Here is a 16728-nt window from a genome sequence, read left to right as displayed (position 1 = left end):
TAAAACACAACCAAGTGTTAGTTTTTTGTTATCACAAGTCACTTTAATGACATTACTCGACCTAGCTAGAAGGACCAAAATCGTAGCCACAATAGGCCCCGCAACTGAGAGTGCGAGTCAAATAACTAAGTTAGTAGAAGCTGGTGCAACTACCTTTCGTCTAAATTTTAGTCACGGAGACCATGATGAACATGCTCAAAGAATAAAAACAATTAGACAAGTTTCAGATGATCTAGGTATTCACATTGGAATCCTTCAAGATCTACAGGGACCAAAAATCAGACTAGGTAGATTTAAACAAGGTCCTGTTAATGTTAAAAATGGTGATAGATTTATTCTTACCTCAAAAAATATCGAATGTAATCAGGATCAGGCAAATGTTACTTATGACAAATTAGCTGAAGAAGTAACTGTTGGGAATCGGATTCTTTTGGACGATGGAAGGGTAGAGATGAAAGTTGAAGATGTTGATTTAAAAGAACAAAGATTGATTTGTTCAATAACTGTTGGTGGAGTTCTTTCTAATAATAAAGGTGTAAATTTCCCTGATGTTCAACTATCAATTAGAGCACTAACAGAAAAAGACAAAGAAGATTTAGCATTTGGTTTAACACAAGGTGTTGATTGGGTAGCTCTAAGTTTTGTAAGGAATCCTTCAGATTTAATAGAAATAAAAGATTTAATTAGAAACCAAGGTTATGACACTCCAGTAGTTGCAAAAATCGAAAAATTTGAAGCCATTGATCAAATAGACGCTGTTTTGCAACTATGCGATGGAGTCATGGTGGCTAGGGGTGATCTCGGTGTAGAGATGCCAGCGGAAGAAGTTCCATTATTACAAAAACAACTCATCAAAAAAGCGAACAGCCTTGGTATACCGATTATTACTGCCACGCAAATGCTCGATTCAATGGCCTCAAGCCCAAGGCCAACAAGAGCAGAGGTGAGCGATGTGGCAAATGCGATTCTTGATGGAACTGATGCTGTAATGCTCTCAAATGAAACTGCAGTAGGAGATTATCCAATTGAAGCTGTAGCAACTATGGCTACTATTGCGAAAAGAATCGAAAGAGATTATCCACAGAAAGCATTAGAAAGTCATTTACCAAGCACAATCCCAAATGCAATAAGCGCAGCTGTAAGCAGTATTGCTAGACAGATTAACGCAGCAGCAATAATACCTTTAACAAAAAGTGGAGCTACTGCAAAAAACGTAAGTAAATTTAGACCTGCTACTCCAGTGCTCGCAGTCACTAATGAAAAAAGTGTTGCATGTACACTACAACTTGTCTGGGGAGTAACCCCACTTTTAATAGAAAATCAGACAACCACGTCAAAAACATTTGATGATGCTATGAATATGGCAAAGAAAATGAATATCCTTAAGCGCGGAGATCTTGTAGTTGAAACAGCAGGAACATTATCAGGAGTAAGTGGCTCAACAGACTTAGTAAAGGTTGGGATAGTTAGTTCAGGTGATGATACTGAATCTGTATTTATTTAAATAGATATGAAAAGGAAACTTCCGCTTGCCGAAACCTCGGTAATGGCAATAAAGAATCTTAAATCAAATAAGTTTAGAAGCCTATTAACAATGCTTGGGATAGTTATTGGTAATGCTTCTGTCATAACATTGGTAGGAGTTGGAAGAGGAGCACAAAATCTTGCGGAAAACCAATTAAGCAATCTAGGTGCAAATGTCTTATTTGTAGTGCCAGGCAACAATGACACAAGAAGACGGGGTGTAGCTTTTCCAAAAAACCTCGTTCTTAAAGATGCAATAGCAATAGAACAACAAGTCCCGACTGTTAAAAGAGTAGCCCCACAAATCTCATCGAATGAAGTCATTCAAACGGGTTCCAAAAGTACAAGCAGTTCTATTTCAGGAGTTACAAGTGATTTTTTAATTGTTAGAAGCTTTGAAATTGCTAAAGGTCGTTTTATCAATGATCAAGATACTAAAGGAGCTAAAAATGTAGTAGTTATTGGACCAGATCTTGAAGAGAAACTCTTTAATGAAAGGGAAGGTTTGGGAGAGAGGATAAGAATCAAAGACCAGTCATTTGAAATTGTGGGAGTAATGAAGCCTAAGGGGGCTGTATTTGGAAATAATCAAGATGAGAACGCATACATTCCTCTAACCACTATGGTCAACAGAATCACTGGTAAAGACCCAACATATGGAATTAGCCTTAGTTTCATAAGTGTGGAAGCAATAAACGAAAAATCAACAACAGCTGCAAAGTTTCAAGTAACGAACTTATTAAGACAAAGACATAAAATAATTAGGGATGACGACTTTGCTGTTAGATCTCAAAAAGATGCTTTACAAATAGTATCTACGATTACAGGTGGTTTAACATTAATGCTAGCGGCAATAGGTGGAATCTCATTACTAGTTGGTGGAATAGGTATTATGAATATAATGCTAGTATCTGTTAGTGAAAGGACAGAAGAAATAGGACTTAGAAAAGCTCTTGGTGCAAGAAGACTTGATATTTCTACTCAATTCATAATTGAATCATTAATTCTCTCTACCATGGGTGGAATAGCCGGGACCGGATTAGGACTTACAACAGTAAAGATTGTAGCTTTATTAACACCTTTACCTGCAACAATTGGATATGTAACGGTATTAATAACGGTTATGATTTCAGGAACAATAGGTTTAACATTTGGTGTTTTACCTGCCAAAAGAGCAGCCAAGCTAGATCCAATTACTGCATTAAGAAGTTTATAAATATCATTGTTTATATACTAATATTCGATTTAAAATTGAAATTAATAAATATATTTTTTAAATAATTCCACAAAACTGATGAAACCTTCCAACGGAATGGGCTTTACACCATTACAATCGTATAAAAAGTTTTAAAATTTATGGATAAGAAATGGAAAGTTATAGCTCTCTGGGTGCTTCCAATAACAATAGTAGTATTGATCACTTGGCAAATTTTAGGATCATCAACCAATACCCAAGTCTCACAAAGAAGTAACTCCAATATATCTAGAAATGCACCAGTTGCTAAAATTAGCTATGGACGTTTTCTTGATTATGTAAAAGCAGGGAGAGTTACTTCCGTTGACATATATGAAGGAGGAAGAAATGCAATCGTTGAATCAGTAGATCCTGAAATTGATAATAGAGTACAACGTTTAAAAGTTGATCTTCCAGGATTAGCGCCTGAATTAGTTTCATCACTAAAAGATGAGGGAATAAGTTTTGATATTCATCCACCAAAAACTGCCCCAGCGGGAATTGGAATACTCGGCAATCTTCTATTTCCACTAATCCTGATCGGAGGTTTGATACTTCTTTCAAGGAGATCAAATTCAATGCCAGGTGGTCCAGGTCAAGCAATGCAATTTGGTAAAACAAAGGCAAGATTTGCCATGGAGGCAGAGACAGGTGTCAAATTCGATGATGTTGCTGGAGTAAACGAAGCAAAACAAGATTTAGAGGAGGTAGTTACTTTTTTAAAACAACCTGAAAGATTTACATCTGTTGGAGCTCAAATCCCAAGAGGTGTTTTATTAGTAGGACCTCCAGGAACTGGTAAAACCCTTTTAGCAAAGGCAATTGCTGGAGAAGCAGATGTACCTTTCTTTTCACTTTCTGGCTCAGAATTTGTAGAAATGTTTGTAGGTGTAGGAGCAAGTCGCGTCAGAGATTTATTTAAAAGAGCAAAAGAAAATAGTCCATGTTTAATTTTTATTGATGAAATTGATGCAGTAGGAAGACAGCGAGGCGCTGGTATAGGTGGAGGTAATGATGAAAGAGAACAAACACTTAACCAACTCCTGACCGAAATGGATGGATTTGAGGGAAATAGTGGAATTATTATAATTGCTGCGACAAATAGACCTGATGTTCTTGACTCAGCATTGATGAGGCCAGGTAGATTTGATAGACAAGTTACTGTAGATGCACCTGATATAACTGGTAGATTATCTATCCTCAAAGTTCACTCTAGAAATAAAAAACTAGAAAAGGATTTAACTTTAGAGAGTATTGCTAGAAGAACGCCTGGTTTTACAGGTGCTGACCTTGCAAATTTATTAAACGAAGCCGCTATTCTTACAGCCAGAAGAAGGAAGCATCAAATAGGTCTATCAGAAATTGATGACGCAGTTGATCGCATCATTGCGGGAATGGAAGGTCAACCTTTAGTTGATGGAAGAAGCAAGAGACTAATTGCTTATCATGAAGTTGGTCATGCTTTGGTGGGCTCGCTAGTAAAAGATCATGATCCAGTCCAGAAAGTTACAGTCATTCCTAGAGGGCAAGCAAAAGGTTTGACTTGGTTCTCTCCAGATGATGATCAGGCCTTAATAAGTAGGGCTCAATTGAAAGCAAGAATAATGGGCGCATTAGGGGGGAGAGCCGCTGAAGACATAATATTTGGAAGAGAAGAAGTTACAACTGGAGCAGGTGGCGATGTACAGCAGGTTGCTTCCATGGCACGACAAATGGTCACTAGATTTGGAATGAGCAGCCTTGGGCCGGTTTCATTAGAAGGAGATAGTCAAGAAGTTTTTGTAGGAAGAAGCCTTATGAATACGTCTGATATATCGGATGAAATTTCTAAACAAATTGATGAGCAGGTTAGAAAGATAGTCAAGCGTTGTTATCAAGAAACACTCGAATTAGTGGCTAAGAATAGAGTTGCTATGGACAAATTAGTAGAAATATTAATCGAAAAGGAAACTATGGATGGAAAAGAGTTCTGCAAGATATTGTCTGACTACACATCTATTCCCGAAAAAGACAGATTTACACCAGTACTACAAGATCCAAAATAAAAATTCAATTTAAATTGAATTTATTGGACGCTTATTAAACACATTGTCTATAATTCCATATTCGATTGCCTCAGTTGGAGACATATAAAAATCTCTATCTGTATCCTCTCTAATCCGTTCAATAGGTTGACCAGTTCTTTCAGATAATTCATTGTTTAATTTATCTTTTATAAACAATATTTCATCAGCTTGGATCCTTATATCACTAGCTTGACCTCTTGCACCTCCAAGTGGCTGATGAATCATTATTCTTGAATGGAGCAAACTGCTTCTCTTGCCTTTTGCTCCTGCACAAAGTAGAAAGGCACCCATACTTGCAGCAAGGCCAACACAAACGGTATGAATATCAGGCTTTACATGTTGCATTGTGTCAAAAATACCAAGGCCGTCATAAACAGAACCACCTGGAGAATTTATATAAAGAAAGATATCTTTATCTGGATCGTCAGCTTCTAGGAAAAGGAGTTGAGCAACAATCCTATTGGCAGAATCACTAGTAACTGGTTCACCCAAAAAAACTATTCTTTCTCTTAAAAGCCTTGAATAAATATCAAAGGCTCTTTCTCCTCTTCCAGATTCTTCAATAACTATTGGAATCATTGAACGATAATAATGGTCGGTTTTCATGATCCTAGCTAAGTCGCGGGGTAAGCTAAGGTCTCTTAAGAATTATCTAGGTTTGGCATTGAGCGTTAGAGCAACAATTTCAGACAGCAAATCTGATTTCCATAAGGAATTTCCTTATGTCATACCACCAATTTATAGAAAACTAGCAGATGAACTGCTAGTAGAACTTCATTTACTGAGTCATCAGAAAAACTTTAAAAAAGATTCAATTTTTGCTATTGGACTAAAAGAAATATTTAATAAATTCACAAGTGGTTATAAACCTAGCGATCATATTACAAAGTTATTTGAAGCGATATGTAATTGCAATGGTTTTAATCCGACTGAGATAAGTAGCTCATCAGAGGAATTAGTGCGTAAGGCAAAATCATTTACAAAAGAAGATCTAAATTCATTTTTATCACAACATAATAATGATAATAAAGGCTATGACTATTATAGTCGCATCAATGCTATTGGTATCTACAAATTAGTGAGTGAAATTCCATCATTAAAGGATGTAAAAGAAGAAGATATTAATAAAGAAGTAAATAATGTTTCCGAATTGCTCGGATACCAATATTCAAGAGTTGAGAAAGATATAAGTATGTATAAGTCAAATATCGAGAAGATGAAACAAGCGTTAGAAATTATCGCATTAAACGTAACTTCAAAATAAAGTCAGAATCATTTCTTTCTTCTTTTATCTTTCCAATCAACATAACTAATATACATCACTCCTATGGTGATAAATGACAGTAGTACAATTGAAAAAAAGGATAAAAAACTATAGAGGTTAAAGTCTATAGGCATAGTTTTGATTAGATATCAATAGAACCATCACCATTTCTACCCCAAACAACCATTGCAATTGAAAAAGTGAAAATAGCAGCTAAGGAAGCCCAACCTAAAGTGAAGATCATGACTAGAAATATTTTTTAAATTATAACTTATTAAAAAGGATTAATTAGTGGAATCATAGAGAAATTAAAAGCAATCATTAAATCAGAAATAAAAAACAACAACACATATCAGAATAATGGGAAGACTTGTTCAAAATCACAGCACTCATATAGAAGGCCTTATCAAATGGTTGAAAAAAATTTCAGCATTCGATGAGATTAAGACAGTTACCCCTGCCTCACTATCAAAGACGAATGGAAGAGGAGAGAATCTAGGCCTAAAGGTTACTGTCAAAACAAAAGAAGGTTATAAGCTCCTAGCAAGAAAAGGTAAACTTGTACAAGAGGTTTTTCTGGTTACAAGCTTGGATGAGAGTGAAATTATAGAAATAATTGAAAAAACTAATCCAAAGTCTTATCGGAAAAAGAAAGGTTGTTAAACGAGTTTTGCTGGTAGTATACGTTTTTATTTTGTTTAGTTACAGATTCAGAAAGTTCTCTTATTATATCTTCTTTAATCATGTTCATTGCGGAATCAATATCGTAGAGGTTATCAGCCATAAAAATAGAAATTATTTATTTAAAATAATTCATAAAAACAAAGAAGCACTATTAATTAATAAAGAAATCGGATTTATATAAAGCGACAAGAAAAATAGTTATAAATATTAAAAAATAAAATATTTCAGGGGCTGAAATACAAATCAAAACAATAAAAATCAATAGTGAAATTAATCTCTTTTTTTAGATTTATCTATCCAAGAGAAATCAAAGGATATAAAAGCTCAATAAACTAAAGCTCATATTCATTTTTGAATTTATCTAAATTCGTCAAATATAATTGATAGAGATTAGTAGTTTCATCATTGAAACCAACTTCCTTATACATTTGATCAAGAGACATATAGGCACTCATTACAGGTAAAAATGCAGTTTTATATTCCTCCTGTATGTCATCCTCATCAATATCGTGAATTATAGCTGTAATTAATTCAATTTGTTTCTTGGCTAATATAATGTTTTTTTCTAATTCAGGGTTAAGTTTACGTCTTTTTTTTGCCATCGAATACAATTCAACCACAAAAATAATACACCATTTTTAATAGAAAAATCAATCAGCAGAGTGAGGGAATTTGAAAACCAGAAGAATAAGAGTAAATACTCATAAATGAATTAGAAGAGTGTTCCATTTTTATAAAAATGAGATATATTTTACTTGGTACAATATTGATGTGATAATAGCCCAAAACTTTGTTATTAAAGGGCTAACAAATCTAACTATCACTATGAAAAGTAATTCAGATAAAAATCAAACAGAACTTCCATGGTGGGTTGAACTGTTATTTGTTCAAATCGGGTTACCAGATAAATGGCTTTCTAAGTATCTTAAAAAGAAAAAAGAAACAGTGCAGTTTATTAATGAAAATAAAAAATATATAGCCTATTCAACCATCCTAATTGCAGGAATACTATACTTATACCCCATTGTAAGATATACATCATCAAGTGCCTCATGCATAGATAAAACTACAAAGTATATAAAATCAAATAGTATAAATAAATCCCAAGAAGAAATGGACATCAATTCACTGGCAGTTGGATATTGTCATGGGGGTTCCTTACCGGAATAATCAACTATTCTTTATTTATATTTTTACCGTCCATATCATATGTTGGAGATTTCTCAGGAGACTTTCCTTCAAGTAAAGGAATAAATACAGAAACTAGCCTTCCCATAACAGGGACCCAAAATCTTGTGTAAGCATTTTTAAGTAATTTATTCATTTCCTTTGATAGAATTACTTTAATATTATTCACTTATATTCATTAATAAAAAGTGATTGTCAAACTTTTTAACAGGGATAAATAATTGCTTAAATTCTATTTTGTTAAAGGAAGAGCTATTAGAAACAATTACATACTTGTATTTACTAATAGCATCAAAATCATCTACGACCTTTGAGGAAGGTAGGTAATATGACAACAAAGTCTGCGTCTTACTTTCAACCCTAAATAAATAAATGGTATTGGAGTTTACAATTGAAGAAACAACATTATCATTCAAGAATTGTTTTATATTATAGTTGGGATTACCAAGTACACCAAAATTAAACAATAAGGATAAACAAATGTATTGAGGTATAATTATATTATAAAAGAAATTTTTTAAGTTAAATCTAAGATAAAAAATATCAAAAATAAATCTAAAGGATGTAAAATAAGATAACAAAAGGACCAAAATAAGAATATATACTATTGAGTGGTTCCCATGCAAATTATTAATTATGAAGTCTTTATAATTAATAATAGCAAATAAAAATACAATTGAAATGAATAAAATGATTATAAACAATAAATAACTAATAATATTTTTTGAATTGGAGTATCTAAATTCATATGATGATAAGTAAGAAGCAAATAGTATAGATAAAGATGGCAAAAGAAAAAGGTAATAGTGAGGATAAGTCGTAGACATACATAGCAACAAAGTTAAAGATATTAAGGGAAAGATATAAACTAGCAATGGATAATTGATCTTAATCTTACATCTAGTAAAAAAATTAAGAATAATAATAAGTATTCCAACCGGGAAAGTTAAATAGAAAAAATTCAATGGGGCTAATATTACATTGTTAAAACCAACATCGCCTATTGCCTGGTTCCTTGCAAAATCAAAAAGGATTGAAATTCCATTAATCCCAAACTTTTTAAATGAAAAATAAAAATTAATACACGTTGGTATAGAGCCAATAAATATTCCAGTACAAAAGAACATTTTAAAAATATATTCTTTTCTGAACAAATTAGAAAAAACAAAAGGAGAGAGTCCTAAAAGAGGAATAAAGGCCATATAACTTCTAATAAAAAAAGATATAGAAATAAACATTCCAGATAAAAATACATAAAAATAGCGGCTACTATTATCTGAAGAATCTAGAGATTTAAGAAAAAATAAAATACATAAAAGAATACACAATACAAATGGAATATCTGGACTAGCATATCTTGAATATTGAATCCATAATGGCATTGATGAAAGTGAGAATAAACTAATTAATGCAGATTTTTTATTTGAAACTTTTAATGCGATTAAGTATGAGATTATTAAGCAAAGGAAAGAAGAAAGAATACTTGGAAGCCTTACAGAAAGTTCACTATTTCCAAACAATCTGATAGATAATGCTATAAACCAATAACTACCTAATGTCTTATGGTGAGGTTCTGAAAATGGAGGGGAAAACCAATTCTCAGAGTACTCAATTATTCTTGCTCTTCTAGCGTAAAGTCCCTCATCATGAGCGACCAGACTTTGGCTAGAGAAGTCGATAATGAAATAAAGTGATGTAAAAAAAAGAACAAAAAGAAAAGGTAGAATAATTCTTTTATGTTTTGAGAAAAAATTTATAAATCCTACTTTAATCTTCTTATAGTTGATAACATTAGATGAAAGAATTTGCATAGTCAAATATGATTAGTAATTGAAAAGTTAAATTTTAATGAACTACACTTAAATCAAATTATATCCTTACTAAATTGATTTAGGAATATCATCACGTGTAAATTAATGACATCATGTATAATAATAGATATTTAAGACTTATAAAAGATGGCAACTGCTAAGGAAAAGAAGGAAGAAGTAAAAGCATCTCTAAAAATTTTAAGAGCTGAACTTAGAAAAATGCATTTAGGAGTAACAGAAGAGTTAGCACTTCCAGAGCCAGCTGAAGTCAAGAAATTAATGACTCAAATGGAGGAGCTATTGGTAGTAATTGAACCAAAGTCATCTAGAAAAGCAAAGAAGTAAAGGTCAACCCATTTGTCTTGTTAGAAATTTAAGTATACTAATAGTTAGTTATATATAATTATGTGGTTAGTGTCTAAGCTTCAAGATTTTTTCAACGACTTAAAAAGATATGGGGTTGAAATTAATATCGTAATAGCCAAAGGATGTTCAGAAATAGTATAAAAAAGAGTCGTAAATGTAAAAAAATCGATAAGAATTCTAATATCAATTCTTAAATCATATATTGAAAGTGTAATCAGCAGGATTGATAACCAATTGTATTTTATATAAATAAATAATCTAGATATAGAAATCAGGTCCATTTTCAAGAAATCACTCAATCATATTATTACTAGTTATTGATAACAATGAAGGTGCTAAAGCTATACTCGACCAAGAACCAGCTATCACACCGATTAGCAAAGCGAATGCAAACCAATACAATGTTGATCCGCCCCAAATCAATATACATATCAATGGGAGTAGTGTTGTAAGACTTGTATATAATGTCCTTGTTAAAGTTGCGCCAACAGCTTTATCAATTTGATATTTAAAACTTAATTCATTCTCTAGTAAACCTTTTTCTCTGATCCTATCAAAAACAACAACTGTGTTGTTTACTGAATAGCCTGCAATTGTTAAAAGAGAAACAGCAAATAAAGAGTCAACCTCTACATCAAACAAATATCCCAGCCATGCAAATACACCACAAACAATAATTATGTCATGCAAAAGAGCAAATAAAGCTAAGAATGAGTATCTTCTATCATATCTAAAATTAATATATAAAGCTATTCCAAGGAAGGCAAAGAATAAAGAAATCAAACTACTTTTAAGTAATTGCTTACCAAGACTTGGACCAATAATCTCAACTGAAATATTTTCATTTTTAAATGGTCCAAAAAATTTATTAACCTCGGAAACTACAGAATCAGATTGAGCAGCAGATAAAAATGGCAGTCTAATAGAAATTAGTTTTGAATTGTCGAGCAATTGTATTTGTGATCTAGTTAAATTAGGCGAAGTATTTGAACTAAAGTTTTTATCCTGATTTTTTAAAGCGATGATATTATTAGATATATCATTAGTATTTAAGAAAGTACAATCATCAGTACAACTCCTCTCTAAAGTTATTTGAGTTCCCCCGGTATAATCTAAACCAAGATTTAAAGGGGCTTTAATCGAATTACTTTTAAGCGAAATAAGCATTCCTATTATTGAAATTAAACATAAAGAGAATGAAACAAGCCAAACAATTTTTCTATTTTTATAGAGTTGAAAATTAAAATTAGTCTTCATGATTTAATAGAATTGAATTAATAACTATTGAAGGTTGATAGATGGTGATGGAATCTGATTAGGATTAATAAAGTTTGAAGTTTTTCTAAGACCTTGATAACTCATTAGGAACTTCAATATTGCTTTTGTACATGTTAAGGCAGTAAATAAGCTCAATACAACACCAATACCCAGTGTGGCTGCAAAACCTTTCACAAATCCAGTGCCCAAATAGAATAAAGTAATGCAGCTTATTAAAGTAGTTAAATGACCATCAATTATTGATGAAAATGCGTTTTTAAAACTTGCATCTATTGAACGAATCAGGGTATTTCCATTGCGTAATTCTTCTTTTAATCTTTCAAAAATAAGAACATTGGCATCAACAGCCATCCCTATGCTTAATATAAAACCTGCTATACCTGGAAGGGTGAGAGTTACTGGTAGCAGTGCATAAATAGAAAGAGTGAAAAGCGAATAAAAAGACAATGCTAGTACAGCAACAAATCCAGCTAGTTTATAGATGAAGATCATAAAAACACCTACAAAAAGCAAACCAGTTAGAGCTGCGAAAAGACTTAGACGAATATTTTGAGTCCCTAAAGAAGGGCCTATTGTTCTAATTTGGACAATATCAATAGGTAGAGGCAAAGCACCTCCCCTTAATTGAACTTCTAAGTTTCTAGCATCATCAGCAGTAAAATTTCCGCTTATTGTGGCTGCCCCGCCAGTTATCCCAGCAGTTTCAAATTGCTTCCCTACACTTGCCTCGCTATAGGAAATCCCATCAATAACAATACCTAGCAATCTAGATGTGCCAGCTATTGATTTTGAGAGATCTGCAAATAATTCTCCTCCCTCATTGTTGAAGCTCAAAGTAACTTCCCAATTGTTAGTGATTTGATCTTGTCGTCTTCCGGCATTTGTCAAATATTGGCCTGTTAATAATGTTGGTTCAAACAAACCTGCTATATCAGTATTTATTTTATTCTTTAGAAGATTAAATTGATCAATATCTAATATCTGGTCTGATTGAATATTATATTTTTCGAATAATTTGTTAATTTCATTGTTGATATTGATCTCCTTTCTTAATTGAGCTGAATTATTATCTTCTAATAATTTAATAATAGATTCAACGCTATTTCTTTGAGTTTGTAAATCTCTTAATTGAACCTCTGTACCATTTCTCTGGATTCGGAATTCTAATAGAGCAGTTTCTCCTAATACTTTTGCCGCTCCAGAGGGATCCTGCTCTCCAGGGAGTTCTAGTAACAATTGATTTGTTCCTATTGTTTGAAGTTGAGAATCAGAAACTCCTAAACCGTTTACCCTTCTATCAAGAACAGCTTTAACGCCTTCGATGTCATCAGGGGTTATTTTAGGTATATCATCGGTAGTTTGTACCTCTAAGGTTAATTGGCTACCCCCACGTAGATCCAACCCTAATTGAAAAGGTATATTAGTGCAAATAAAAATACTTAATACTGCAAAAAGGATTACAACAAGAAACCAATAATTTTTCCTACCCATTATTAATCTACTCCACCCTTATTAATAATTTTCTCAGCAGTATCTACAATTTGATGGGGTTGAATAATAGTTAAATTTTCTAAGTTTCCATTATATGGAGTAGGAATGTCCTGGCTGCTTAAACGCACAGGTGGGGAATCTAAATCATCGAAACAATTCTCTGTTATTAAAGACATCAATTCAGCTGCAATTCCACCTGTTTTCATACATTCTTCAACAATAATTACTCTATGTGTTTTTTTGATAGATTTTGATATTGTTTCCATATCAAAAGGCTTAAGACTTATTAAATCAATCAATTCAACATTAATTCCTTTACCTTCAAGAAGTTCAACCGCTTTTAAACAGTGGTGACGCATTCTTGAATAAGTAAGAATCGTAATATCATTTCCTTGCTTTACAAGATCTGCTTGATCTAGGGCACAGACATAATCACCCTCAGGCAGCTCTTCTGTGAGGTTATATAAAAGAACATGTTCAAAGAAAAGAACAGGATTATTGTCCCTAATAGCAGCTTTCATTAGACCTTTAGCATTCTTAGGAGTACTACAAGCCACGATTTTTATACCAGGAACAGCATGAAAGTAGGCCTCAAGTCTTTGACTATGTTCAGCTCCTAATTGTCTTCCAACACCACCAGGGCCTCTAACAACAGTTGGAATAGTAAAATTACCACCACTCGTGTATCTCAGCATTCCCATATTGTTGGAAATTTGATTAAAAGCAAGCAATAAAAAACCCATATTCATACCTTCCACAATTGGTCTTAAACCTGTCATGGCTGCACCAACAGCCATACCTGTAAAACTATTCTCAGCAATTGGTGTATCTAAGACTCTGAACTCTCCATATTTTTCATATAAATCTTTCGTAACTTTATAAGAACCGCCATATTGTCCAACATCCTCGCCCATTATGCAGACCAGGGGATCTCTGGCCATTTCTTCATCAATTGCTTCACGAAGAGCATTAAATAAAAGAGTCCCTTTCACAGCATTAACAGATCGTCCGGATTACCGGTTTGTTATTCCAAACTATCTCAAACAGTGCCTAATTACCCACCTGCTGCAAAAGTCGATAACAGCAATATGGAAAGCAGCATCCCAGGAGAGAGTAATAAAACCAGAAGTCCTAAATCATGAAGAGTCATAGAAAGATCTAAATATGACAATTTAATAGTTAAATACTAGTCCGTTTATTCTTTATTGCCTTCTATCAAACTACGAATAAATACTAAAAACAAACCCATACCAATAAAACCAAACGTAAATGTGGCAAGAAAGCTGATTCCAATAATTAGTGTTTTAAAGCCGGAAGCAATACTCTGTGCAACTGGTGAAGAATAATTAGGACTATGAATAGAAAAATATAAAACTATTTTTTTACTAATAAAAAGGCTTAAAAAACTAAAAGATAAACTTGTAATCGAACCTGAAAGGAAGCTTAATGGCCCTTTCTTTTGTTCAGGACTATCTGTATATAAAGGAGTTGACGAGTTACTAGCTACTTCATCTGATTCTTTTTTAAACCCATTTCTAGGTGAATTCATTTCTTAATAGAACTCCATTAGACATCATTGAGCATGCCCAAGCTGATAAACCAGCTCTTTCAAATTCTTTAACATGCTCATTTAGTACTTTATTTGCTTCGTTAAAATTTTGGAACAAAGCAAAACAACTTGGTCCAGAACCACTCATCGAAACGAGATGTGAACCAGGCAAACCAGACAATATTTTCAATGACTTTTCAACCTCTTTTGACATAGGGCGAACGGTTTTTTGTAAATCATTTTTTATCTCTTTACGATTATGCAATAGCGATTGATCAGACCAATCGCTTGATCTGATAATATTTCTCTTCATTTCGAAATCCCTCTCATCTACAAGATATTTATGACCATACTTTTCTTTATATTTTTTATATGCAACTGGTGTAGAAACTTGTATTGAAGGATCTTTAACTAAAATAAGACCCAAATCAAAGCGATCAAATTTTAATCTTTCTAAAATCTCGCCTCGACCAAAACATAACTGCCTACCTCCTAATACGCAAAAAGGTATATCTGATCCTATTTCTTTTGATAAGTTCTCTAATTCCTCAATCTCAAGATTTAAATTCCAGAGTTTATTTAATCCAACCAATGTTGCTGCGGCATCAGTAGATCCACCTGCCAATCCTGCTCCTATAGGAATATTTTTTTCAAGTTCAATATCAACACCTAATTGTGTATTTCCTACCTTATTTCTCAACAGATTTGCAGCTTTTATTATTAGATTATCCTCACCATTACTAATATCTTTATTATTAGATTTAAGAGTGATTTTATTATCTGCACTTTTTATCATTTTCAATTGATCACTTAAATTAATACTTTGCATGACCATTGCTAATTCATGAAATCCATCGCTCCTAATACCTAAAACTTCTAAATGTAGATTAATTTTTGCATGTGCTTCTGCGATAAGGAAATCTTCATTTGCTATGTAAGGGTCCATTTTCAATAACACAAGTTTCTTTTAAAGCTTTTGCCAAGGCAAACCAATTGGAAGGAGAAATTTCCTGTGGTCTTTGATCAAGACTAATACCTCTATAGGCAAAAAATTCCTTCATACGATCTTTGGAAGTAACAAAACTTCCAATCGTGTTCCGCAATTTTTTTCTTCTACCCGCAAAAGCATGTTTCAAAAGTCTCTCTAATAAATTCCCTATTTCATAAAAGTCTGGATCAATAGATACAAAAGGCTTAATCATAACCACTTTGGAATCCACCTTGGGTGCAGGTTGAAAACATTTAGAAGGAACATCACATACGTCCTGACATTTTGCTAATAGCTGAATCCTTACACTTAAAGCACTAAAATTACTAGTTCCAGGTTTTGCCACAAGTCTTTGTGCAACTTCTTTTTGCATAAGTAAAACCAAAGATTCAAAACTATTTTCAGGTGCTTTTTTTAATTCACCAATCAATCTTTTTAACAATGGACCTGTGATGTTGTAAGGGATATTAGCTACAACTTTGTTAATAGTAAGTCCATTTTCAGCCTCCAATGAAGCAGATAGAACATCGCCCTCTCTCAAACTAAATTTATTTTGATGACTAAAACGCTTTTTCAAACCAACAACTAAATCTCTATCTAGCTCAATTGCTTGGACTAATCTTGCTGGGGATTCAATTAGTTTTTCAGTCAAAGCACCTTTACCTGGACCAACTTCTAACACGCAATCTTCAGAATTCAATTCGGCAGCCTTAATTATTTGGTCCAAGACACCCTGATCTTTCAACCAATGTTGCCCAAAGCGTTTTCGAGGAATATGCCTATAAGCATTCACGGTCTTATCACCCATACGCACAATCTCCTAACCACATTAGAAACGATCACATATTTCACTCAAATAAAAATAAATTATTTAAAATATACTCATTAGAAGATCTTCAATCAATATACATTTTCTAAAATGACTTTTGATAGCCATAGCCTTGAACGCTTAAAAGAGCTAGGAAGAAAACTTCCTAAGGAGATATCAAAACCTCAATCAAATGAACTAAAAAATCAAAAAGAGGCAAAAAAACAAAATTTACACCCAATTGAAATTGAAACCAACCCTGAACAATTTTTTCGAGAGTTGATGGAAATCAGTCCAGATGGAAACATACCACCTCATTTATTAGAGAGACTAAAAAAACTTGAGTCAAATAATGTGAAAAATTCTTCTATTGCAGATCCAGATGTTAATGAAAATTCTAAAGATCTTTCGATTGAAGATTCACTAAACCTATATACCCAATTTCAACAATTTCTACTAGAAGATGATATAGATTAG

18 protein-coding genes and 1 pseudogene are annotated in these 16728 nt (G+C 33.0%); 8 read left to right on the top strand and 11 right to left on the bottom strand.

The window, feature by feature from the left end; translation table 11 throughout:
• Positions 1-46: 46 nt before the first annotated feature.
• The 3 genes and pseudogenes from pyk to ftsH form a co-directional block, all read left to right on the top strand.
• Positions 47-1474 (top strand): annotated as a pseudogene (pyk, locus tag O5637_RS01585) (pyruvate kinase); the annotation flags it as partial.
• A gap of 36 nt (positions 1475-1510) precedes the next feature.
• On the top strand, positions 1511-2740 hold the full coding sequence (locus tag O5637_RS01580; RefSeq protein ID WP_269605518.1) for an ABC transporter permease: 1230 nt from the start codon (positions 1511-1513) through the stop codon (positions 2738-2740).
• Positions 2741-2880: 140 nt separating this feature from the next.
• Positions 2881-4803, top strand: a complete 1923-nt coding sequence (gene ftsH / locus O5637_RS01575; RefSeq protein ID WP_269605516.1) for an ATP-dependent zinc metalloprotease FtsH — start codon at positions 2881-2883, stop codon at positions 4801-4803.
• Positions 4804-4812: 9 nt separating this feature from the next.
• Here the strand turns inward: ftsH and clpP are convergent, their stop codons facing one another.
• Positions 4813-5403, bottom strand: a complete 591-nt coding sequence (clpP, locus tag O5637_RS01570; RefSeq protein ID WP_269606875.1) for an ATP-dependent Clp endopeptidase proteolytic subunit ClpP — start codon at positions 5401-5403, stop codon at positions 4813-4815.
• Positions 5404-5488: 85 nt separating this feature from the next.
• Between clpP and psb29 the strand changes: the two genes are divergently transcribed.
• Entirely contained in the window at positions 5489-6088 is a 600-nt protein-coding gene (psb29, locus tag O5637_RS01565; RefSeq protein WP_269606873.1) for a photosystem II biogenesis protein Psp29, read from the top strand.
• A gap of 142 nt (positions 6089-6230) precedes the next feature.
• On the opposite strand, the gene petN is transcribed toward psb29, so the two are convergent.
• The gene (gene petN / locus O5637_RS01560; RefSeq protein ID WP_071841048.1) at positions 6231-6332 is read right to left on the bottom strand and encodes a cytochrome b6-f complex subunit PetN; all 102 of its coding nucleotides are present in this window, start codon (positions 6330-6332) and stop codon (positions 6231-6233) included.
• A gap of 116 nt (positions 6333-6448) precedes the next feature.
• Between petN and O5637_RS01555 the strand changes: the two genes are divergently transcribed.
• On the top strand, positions 6449-6751 hold the full coding sequence (locus O5637_RS01555) for a DUF2103 domain-containing protein (protein WP_269605513.1): 303 nt from the start codon (positions 6449-6451) through the stop codon (positions 6749-6751).
• Positions 6752-7104: 353 nt separating this feature from the next.
• Here the strand turns inward: O5637_RS01555 and O5637_RS01550 are convergent, their stop codons facing one another.
• On the bottom strand, positions 7105-7374 hold the full coding sequence (locus O5637_RS01550; protein WP_269605511.1) for a hypothetical protein: 270 nt from the start codon (positions 7372-7374) through the stop codon (positions 7105-7107).
• 223 nt (positions 7375-7597) lie between these two features.
• Between O5637_RS01550 and O5637_RS01545 the strand changes: the two genes are divergently transcribed.
• Positions 7598-7942, top strand: coding sequence for a hypothetical protein (locus O5637_RS01545; RefSeq protein ID WP_269605510.1), 345 nt, complete (start codon positions 7598-7600; stop codon positions 7940-7942).
• 4 nt (positions 7943-7946) lie between these two features.
• Here the strand turns inward: O5637_RS01545 and O5637_RS01540 are convergent, their stop codons facing one another.
• Positions 7947-8096 (bottom strand): hypothetical protein, encoded by a 150-nt coding sequence (locus O5637_RS01540; protein ID WP_269605508.1) that lies wholly within the window; start codon positions 8094-8096, stop codon positions 7947-7949.
• A gap of 25 nt (positions 8097-8121) precedes the next feature.
• Positions 8122-9771 (bottom strand): ArnT family glycosyltransferase, encoded by a 1650-nt coding sequence (locus O5637_RS01535; protein ID WP_269605506.1) that lies wholly within the window; start codon positions 9769-9771, stop codon positions 8122-8124.
• 147 nt (positions 9772-9918) lie between these two features.
• Here O5637_RS01535 and O5637_RS01530 point away from each other — a divergent pair, with 147 nt between their 5' ends.
• Positions 9919-10116 carry a hypothetical protein gene (locus O5637_RS01530; RefSeq protein ID WP_269605504.1) on the top strand — a complete coding sequence of 66 codons (198 nt, stop codon included), beginning with the start codon at positions 9919-9921 and terminating at the stop codon, positions 10114-10116.
• A 312-nt stretch (positions 10117-10428) separates the two neighbouring features.
• On the opposite strand, the gene secF is transcribed toward O5637_RS01530, so the two are convergent.
• The 6 genes from secF to rsmA all read right to left on the bottom strand — a co-directional run bounded on the left by secF (position 10429) and on the right by rsmA (position 16251).
• Positions 10429-11394 carry a protein translocase subunit SecF gene (secF, locus tag O5637_RS01525; protein ID WP_269605502.1) on the bottom strand — a complete coding sequence of 322 codons (966 nt, stop codon included), beginning with the start codon at positions 11392-11394 and terminating at the stop codon, positions 10429-10431.
• A 24-nt stretch (positions 11395-11418) separates the two neighbouring features.
• Positions 11419-12906: a protein translocase subunit SecD gene (gene secD, locus O5637_RS01520; RefSeq protein ID WP_269605500.1), complete on the bottom strand. Its 1488-nt coding sequence runs from the start codon at positions 12904-12906 to the stop codon at positions 11419-11421.
• A 2-nt stretch (positions 12907-12908) separates the two neighbouring features.
• Positions 12909-13898, bottom strand: a complete 990-nt coding sequence (locus O5637_RS01515) for a pyruvate dehydrogenase complex E1 component subunit beta (protein ID WP_269605498.1) — start codon at positions 13896-13898, stop codon at positions 12909-12911.
• 203 nt (positions 13899-14101) lie between these two features.
• Positions 14102-14455 (bottom strand): DUF3082 domain-containing protein, encoded by a 354-nt coding sequence (locus tag O5637_RS01510; RefSeq protein ID WP_269605496.1) that lies wholly within the window; start codon positions 14453-14455, stop codon positions 14102-14104.
• On the bottom strand, positions 14442-15401 hold the full coding sequence (gene ispE / locus O5637_RS01505) for a 4-(cytidine 5'-diphospho)-2-C-methyl-D-erythritol kinase (protein WP_269605494.1): 960 nt from the start codon (positions 15399-15401) through the stop codon (positions 14442-14444). The genes O5637_RS01510 and ispE overlap by 14 nt, the downstream gene beginning before the upstream one ends.
• Complete coding sequence (gene rsmA / locus O5637_RS01500; protein ID WP_269605492.1) at positions 15379-16251, bottom strand: 16S rRNA (adenine(1518)-N(6)/adenine(1519)-N(6))-dimethyltransferase RsmA; 873 nt, start codon at positions 16249-16251, stop codon at positions 15379-15381. The genes ispE and rsmA overlap by 23 nt, the downstream gene beginning before the upstream one ends.
• 111 nt (positions 16252-16362) lie before the next feature.
• Between rsmA and O5637_RS01495 the strand changes: the two genes are divergently transcribed.
• Positions 16363-16728 (top strand): hypothetical protein, encoded by a 366-nt coding sequence (locus tag O5637_RS01495; protein ID WP_269605489.1) that lies wholly within the window; start codon positions 16363-16365, stop codon positions 16726-16728.

It is taken from the genome of Prochlorococcus marinus str. MIT 0917 (assembly GCF_027359575.1).
Taxonomy (GTDB): Bacteria; Cyanobacteriota; Cyanobacteriia; order PCC-6307; family Cyanobiaceae; genus Prochlorococcus_B; species Prochlorococcus_B marinus_D.
Note: the sequence above shows the minus strand (reverse complement) of the source record. Positions and strands in the feature narration are given on the sequence as shown.

Bases quoted from the DNA above. Each gene is read 5' to 3' on its own strand.
- clpP (WP_269606875.1), bottom strand. From the start codon at position 5,403: ATGATTCCAATAGTTATTGAAGAATCTGGAAGAGGAGAAAGAGCCTTT.
- O5637_RS01555 (WP_269605513.1), top strand. From the start codon at position 6,449: ATGGGAAGACTTGTTCAAAATCACAGCACTCATATAGAAGGCCTTATC.
- O5637_RS01545 (WP_269605510.1), top strand. From the start codon at position 7,598: ATGAAAAGTAATTCAGATAAAAATCAAACAGAACTTCCATGGTGGGTT.
- O5637_RS01495 (WP_269605489.1), top strand. From the start codon at position 16,363: ATGACTTTTGATAGCCATAGCCTTGAACGCTTAAAAGAGCTAGGAAGA.
- O5637_RS01540 (WP_269605508.1), bottom strand. From the start codon at position 8,096: ATGAATAAATTACTTAAAAATGCTTACACAAGATTTTGGGTCCCTGTT.
- secF (WP_269605502.1), bottom strand. From the start codon at position 11,394: ATGAAGACTAATTTTAATTTTCAACTCTATAAAAATAGAAAAATTGTT.
- petN (WP_071841048.1), bottom strand. From the start codon at position 6,332: ATGATCTTCACTTTAGGTTGGGCTTCCTTAGCTGCTATTTTCACTTTT.
- O5637_RS01510 (WP_269605496.1), bottom strand. From the start codon at position 14,455: ATGAATTCACCTAGAAATGGGTTTAAAAAAGAATCAGATGAAGTAGCT.
- ispE (WP_269605494.1), bottom strand. From the start codon at position 15,401: ATGGACCCTTACATAGCAAATGAAGATTTCCTTATCGCAGAAGCACAT.
- O5637_RS01580 (WP_269605518.1), top strand. From the start codon at position 1,511: ATGAAAAGGAAACTTCCGCTTGCCGAAACCTCGGTAATGGCAATAAAG.
- O5637_RS01530 (WP_269605504.1), top strand. From the start codon at position 9,919: ATGGCAACTGCTAAGGAAAAGAAGGAAGAAGTAAAAGCATCTCTAAAA.
- O5637_RS01535 (WP_269605506.1), bottom strand. From the start codon at position 9,771: ATGCAAATTCTTTCATCTAATGTTATCAACTATAAGAAGATTAAAGTA.
- O5637_RS01550 (WP_269605511.1), bottom strand. From the start codon at position 7,374: ATGGCAAAAAAAAGACGTAAACTTAACCCTGAATTAGAAAAAAACATT.
- ftsH (WP_269605516.1), top strand. From the start codon at position 2,881: ATGGATAAGAAATGGAAAGTTATAGCTCTCTGGGTGCTTCCAATAACA.
- rsmA (WP_269605492.1), bottom strand. From the start codon at position 16,251: ATGGGTGATAAGACCGTGAATGCTTATAGGCATATTCCTCGAAAACGC.
- secD (WP_269605500.1), bottom strand. From the start codon at position 12,906: ATGGGTAGGAAAAATTATTGGTTTCTTGTTGTAATCCTTTTTGCAGTA.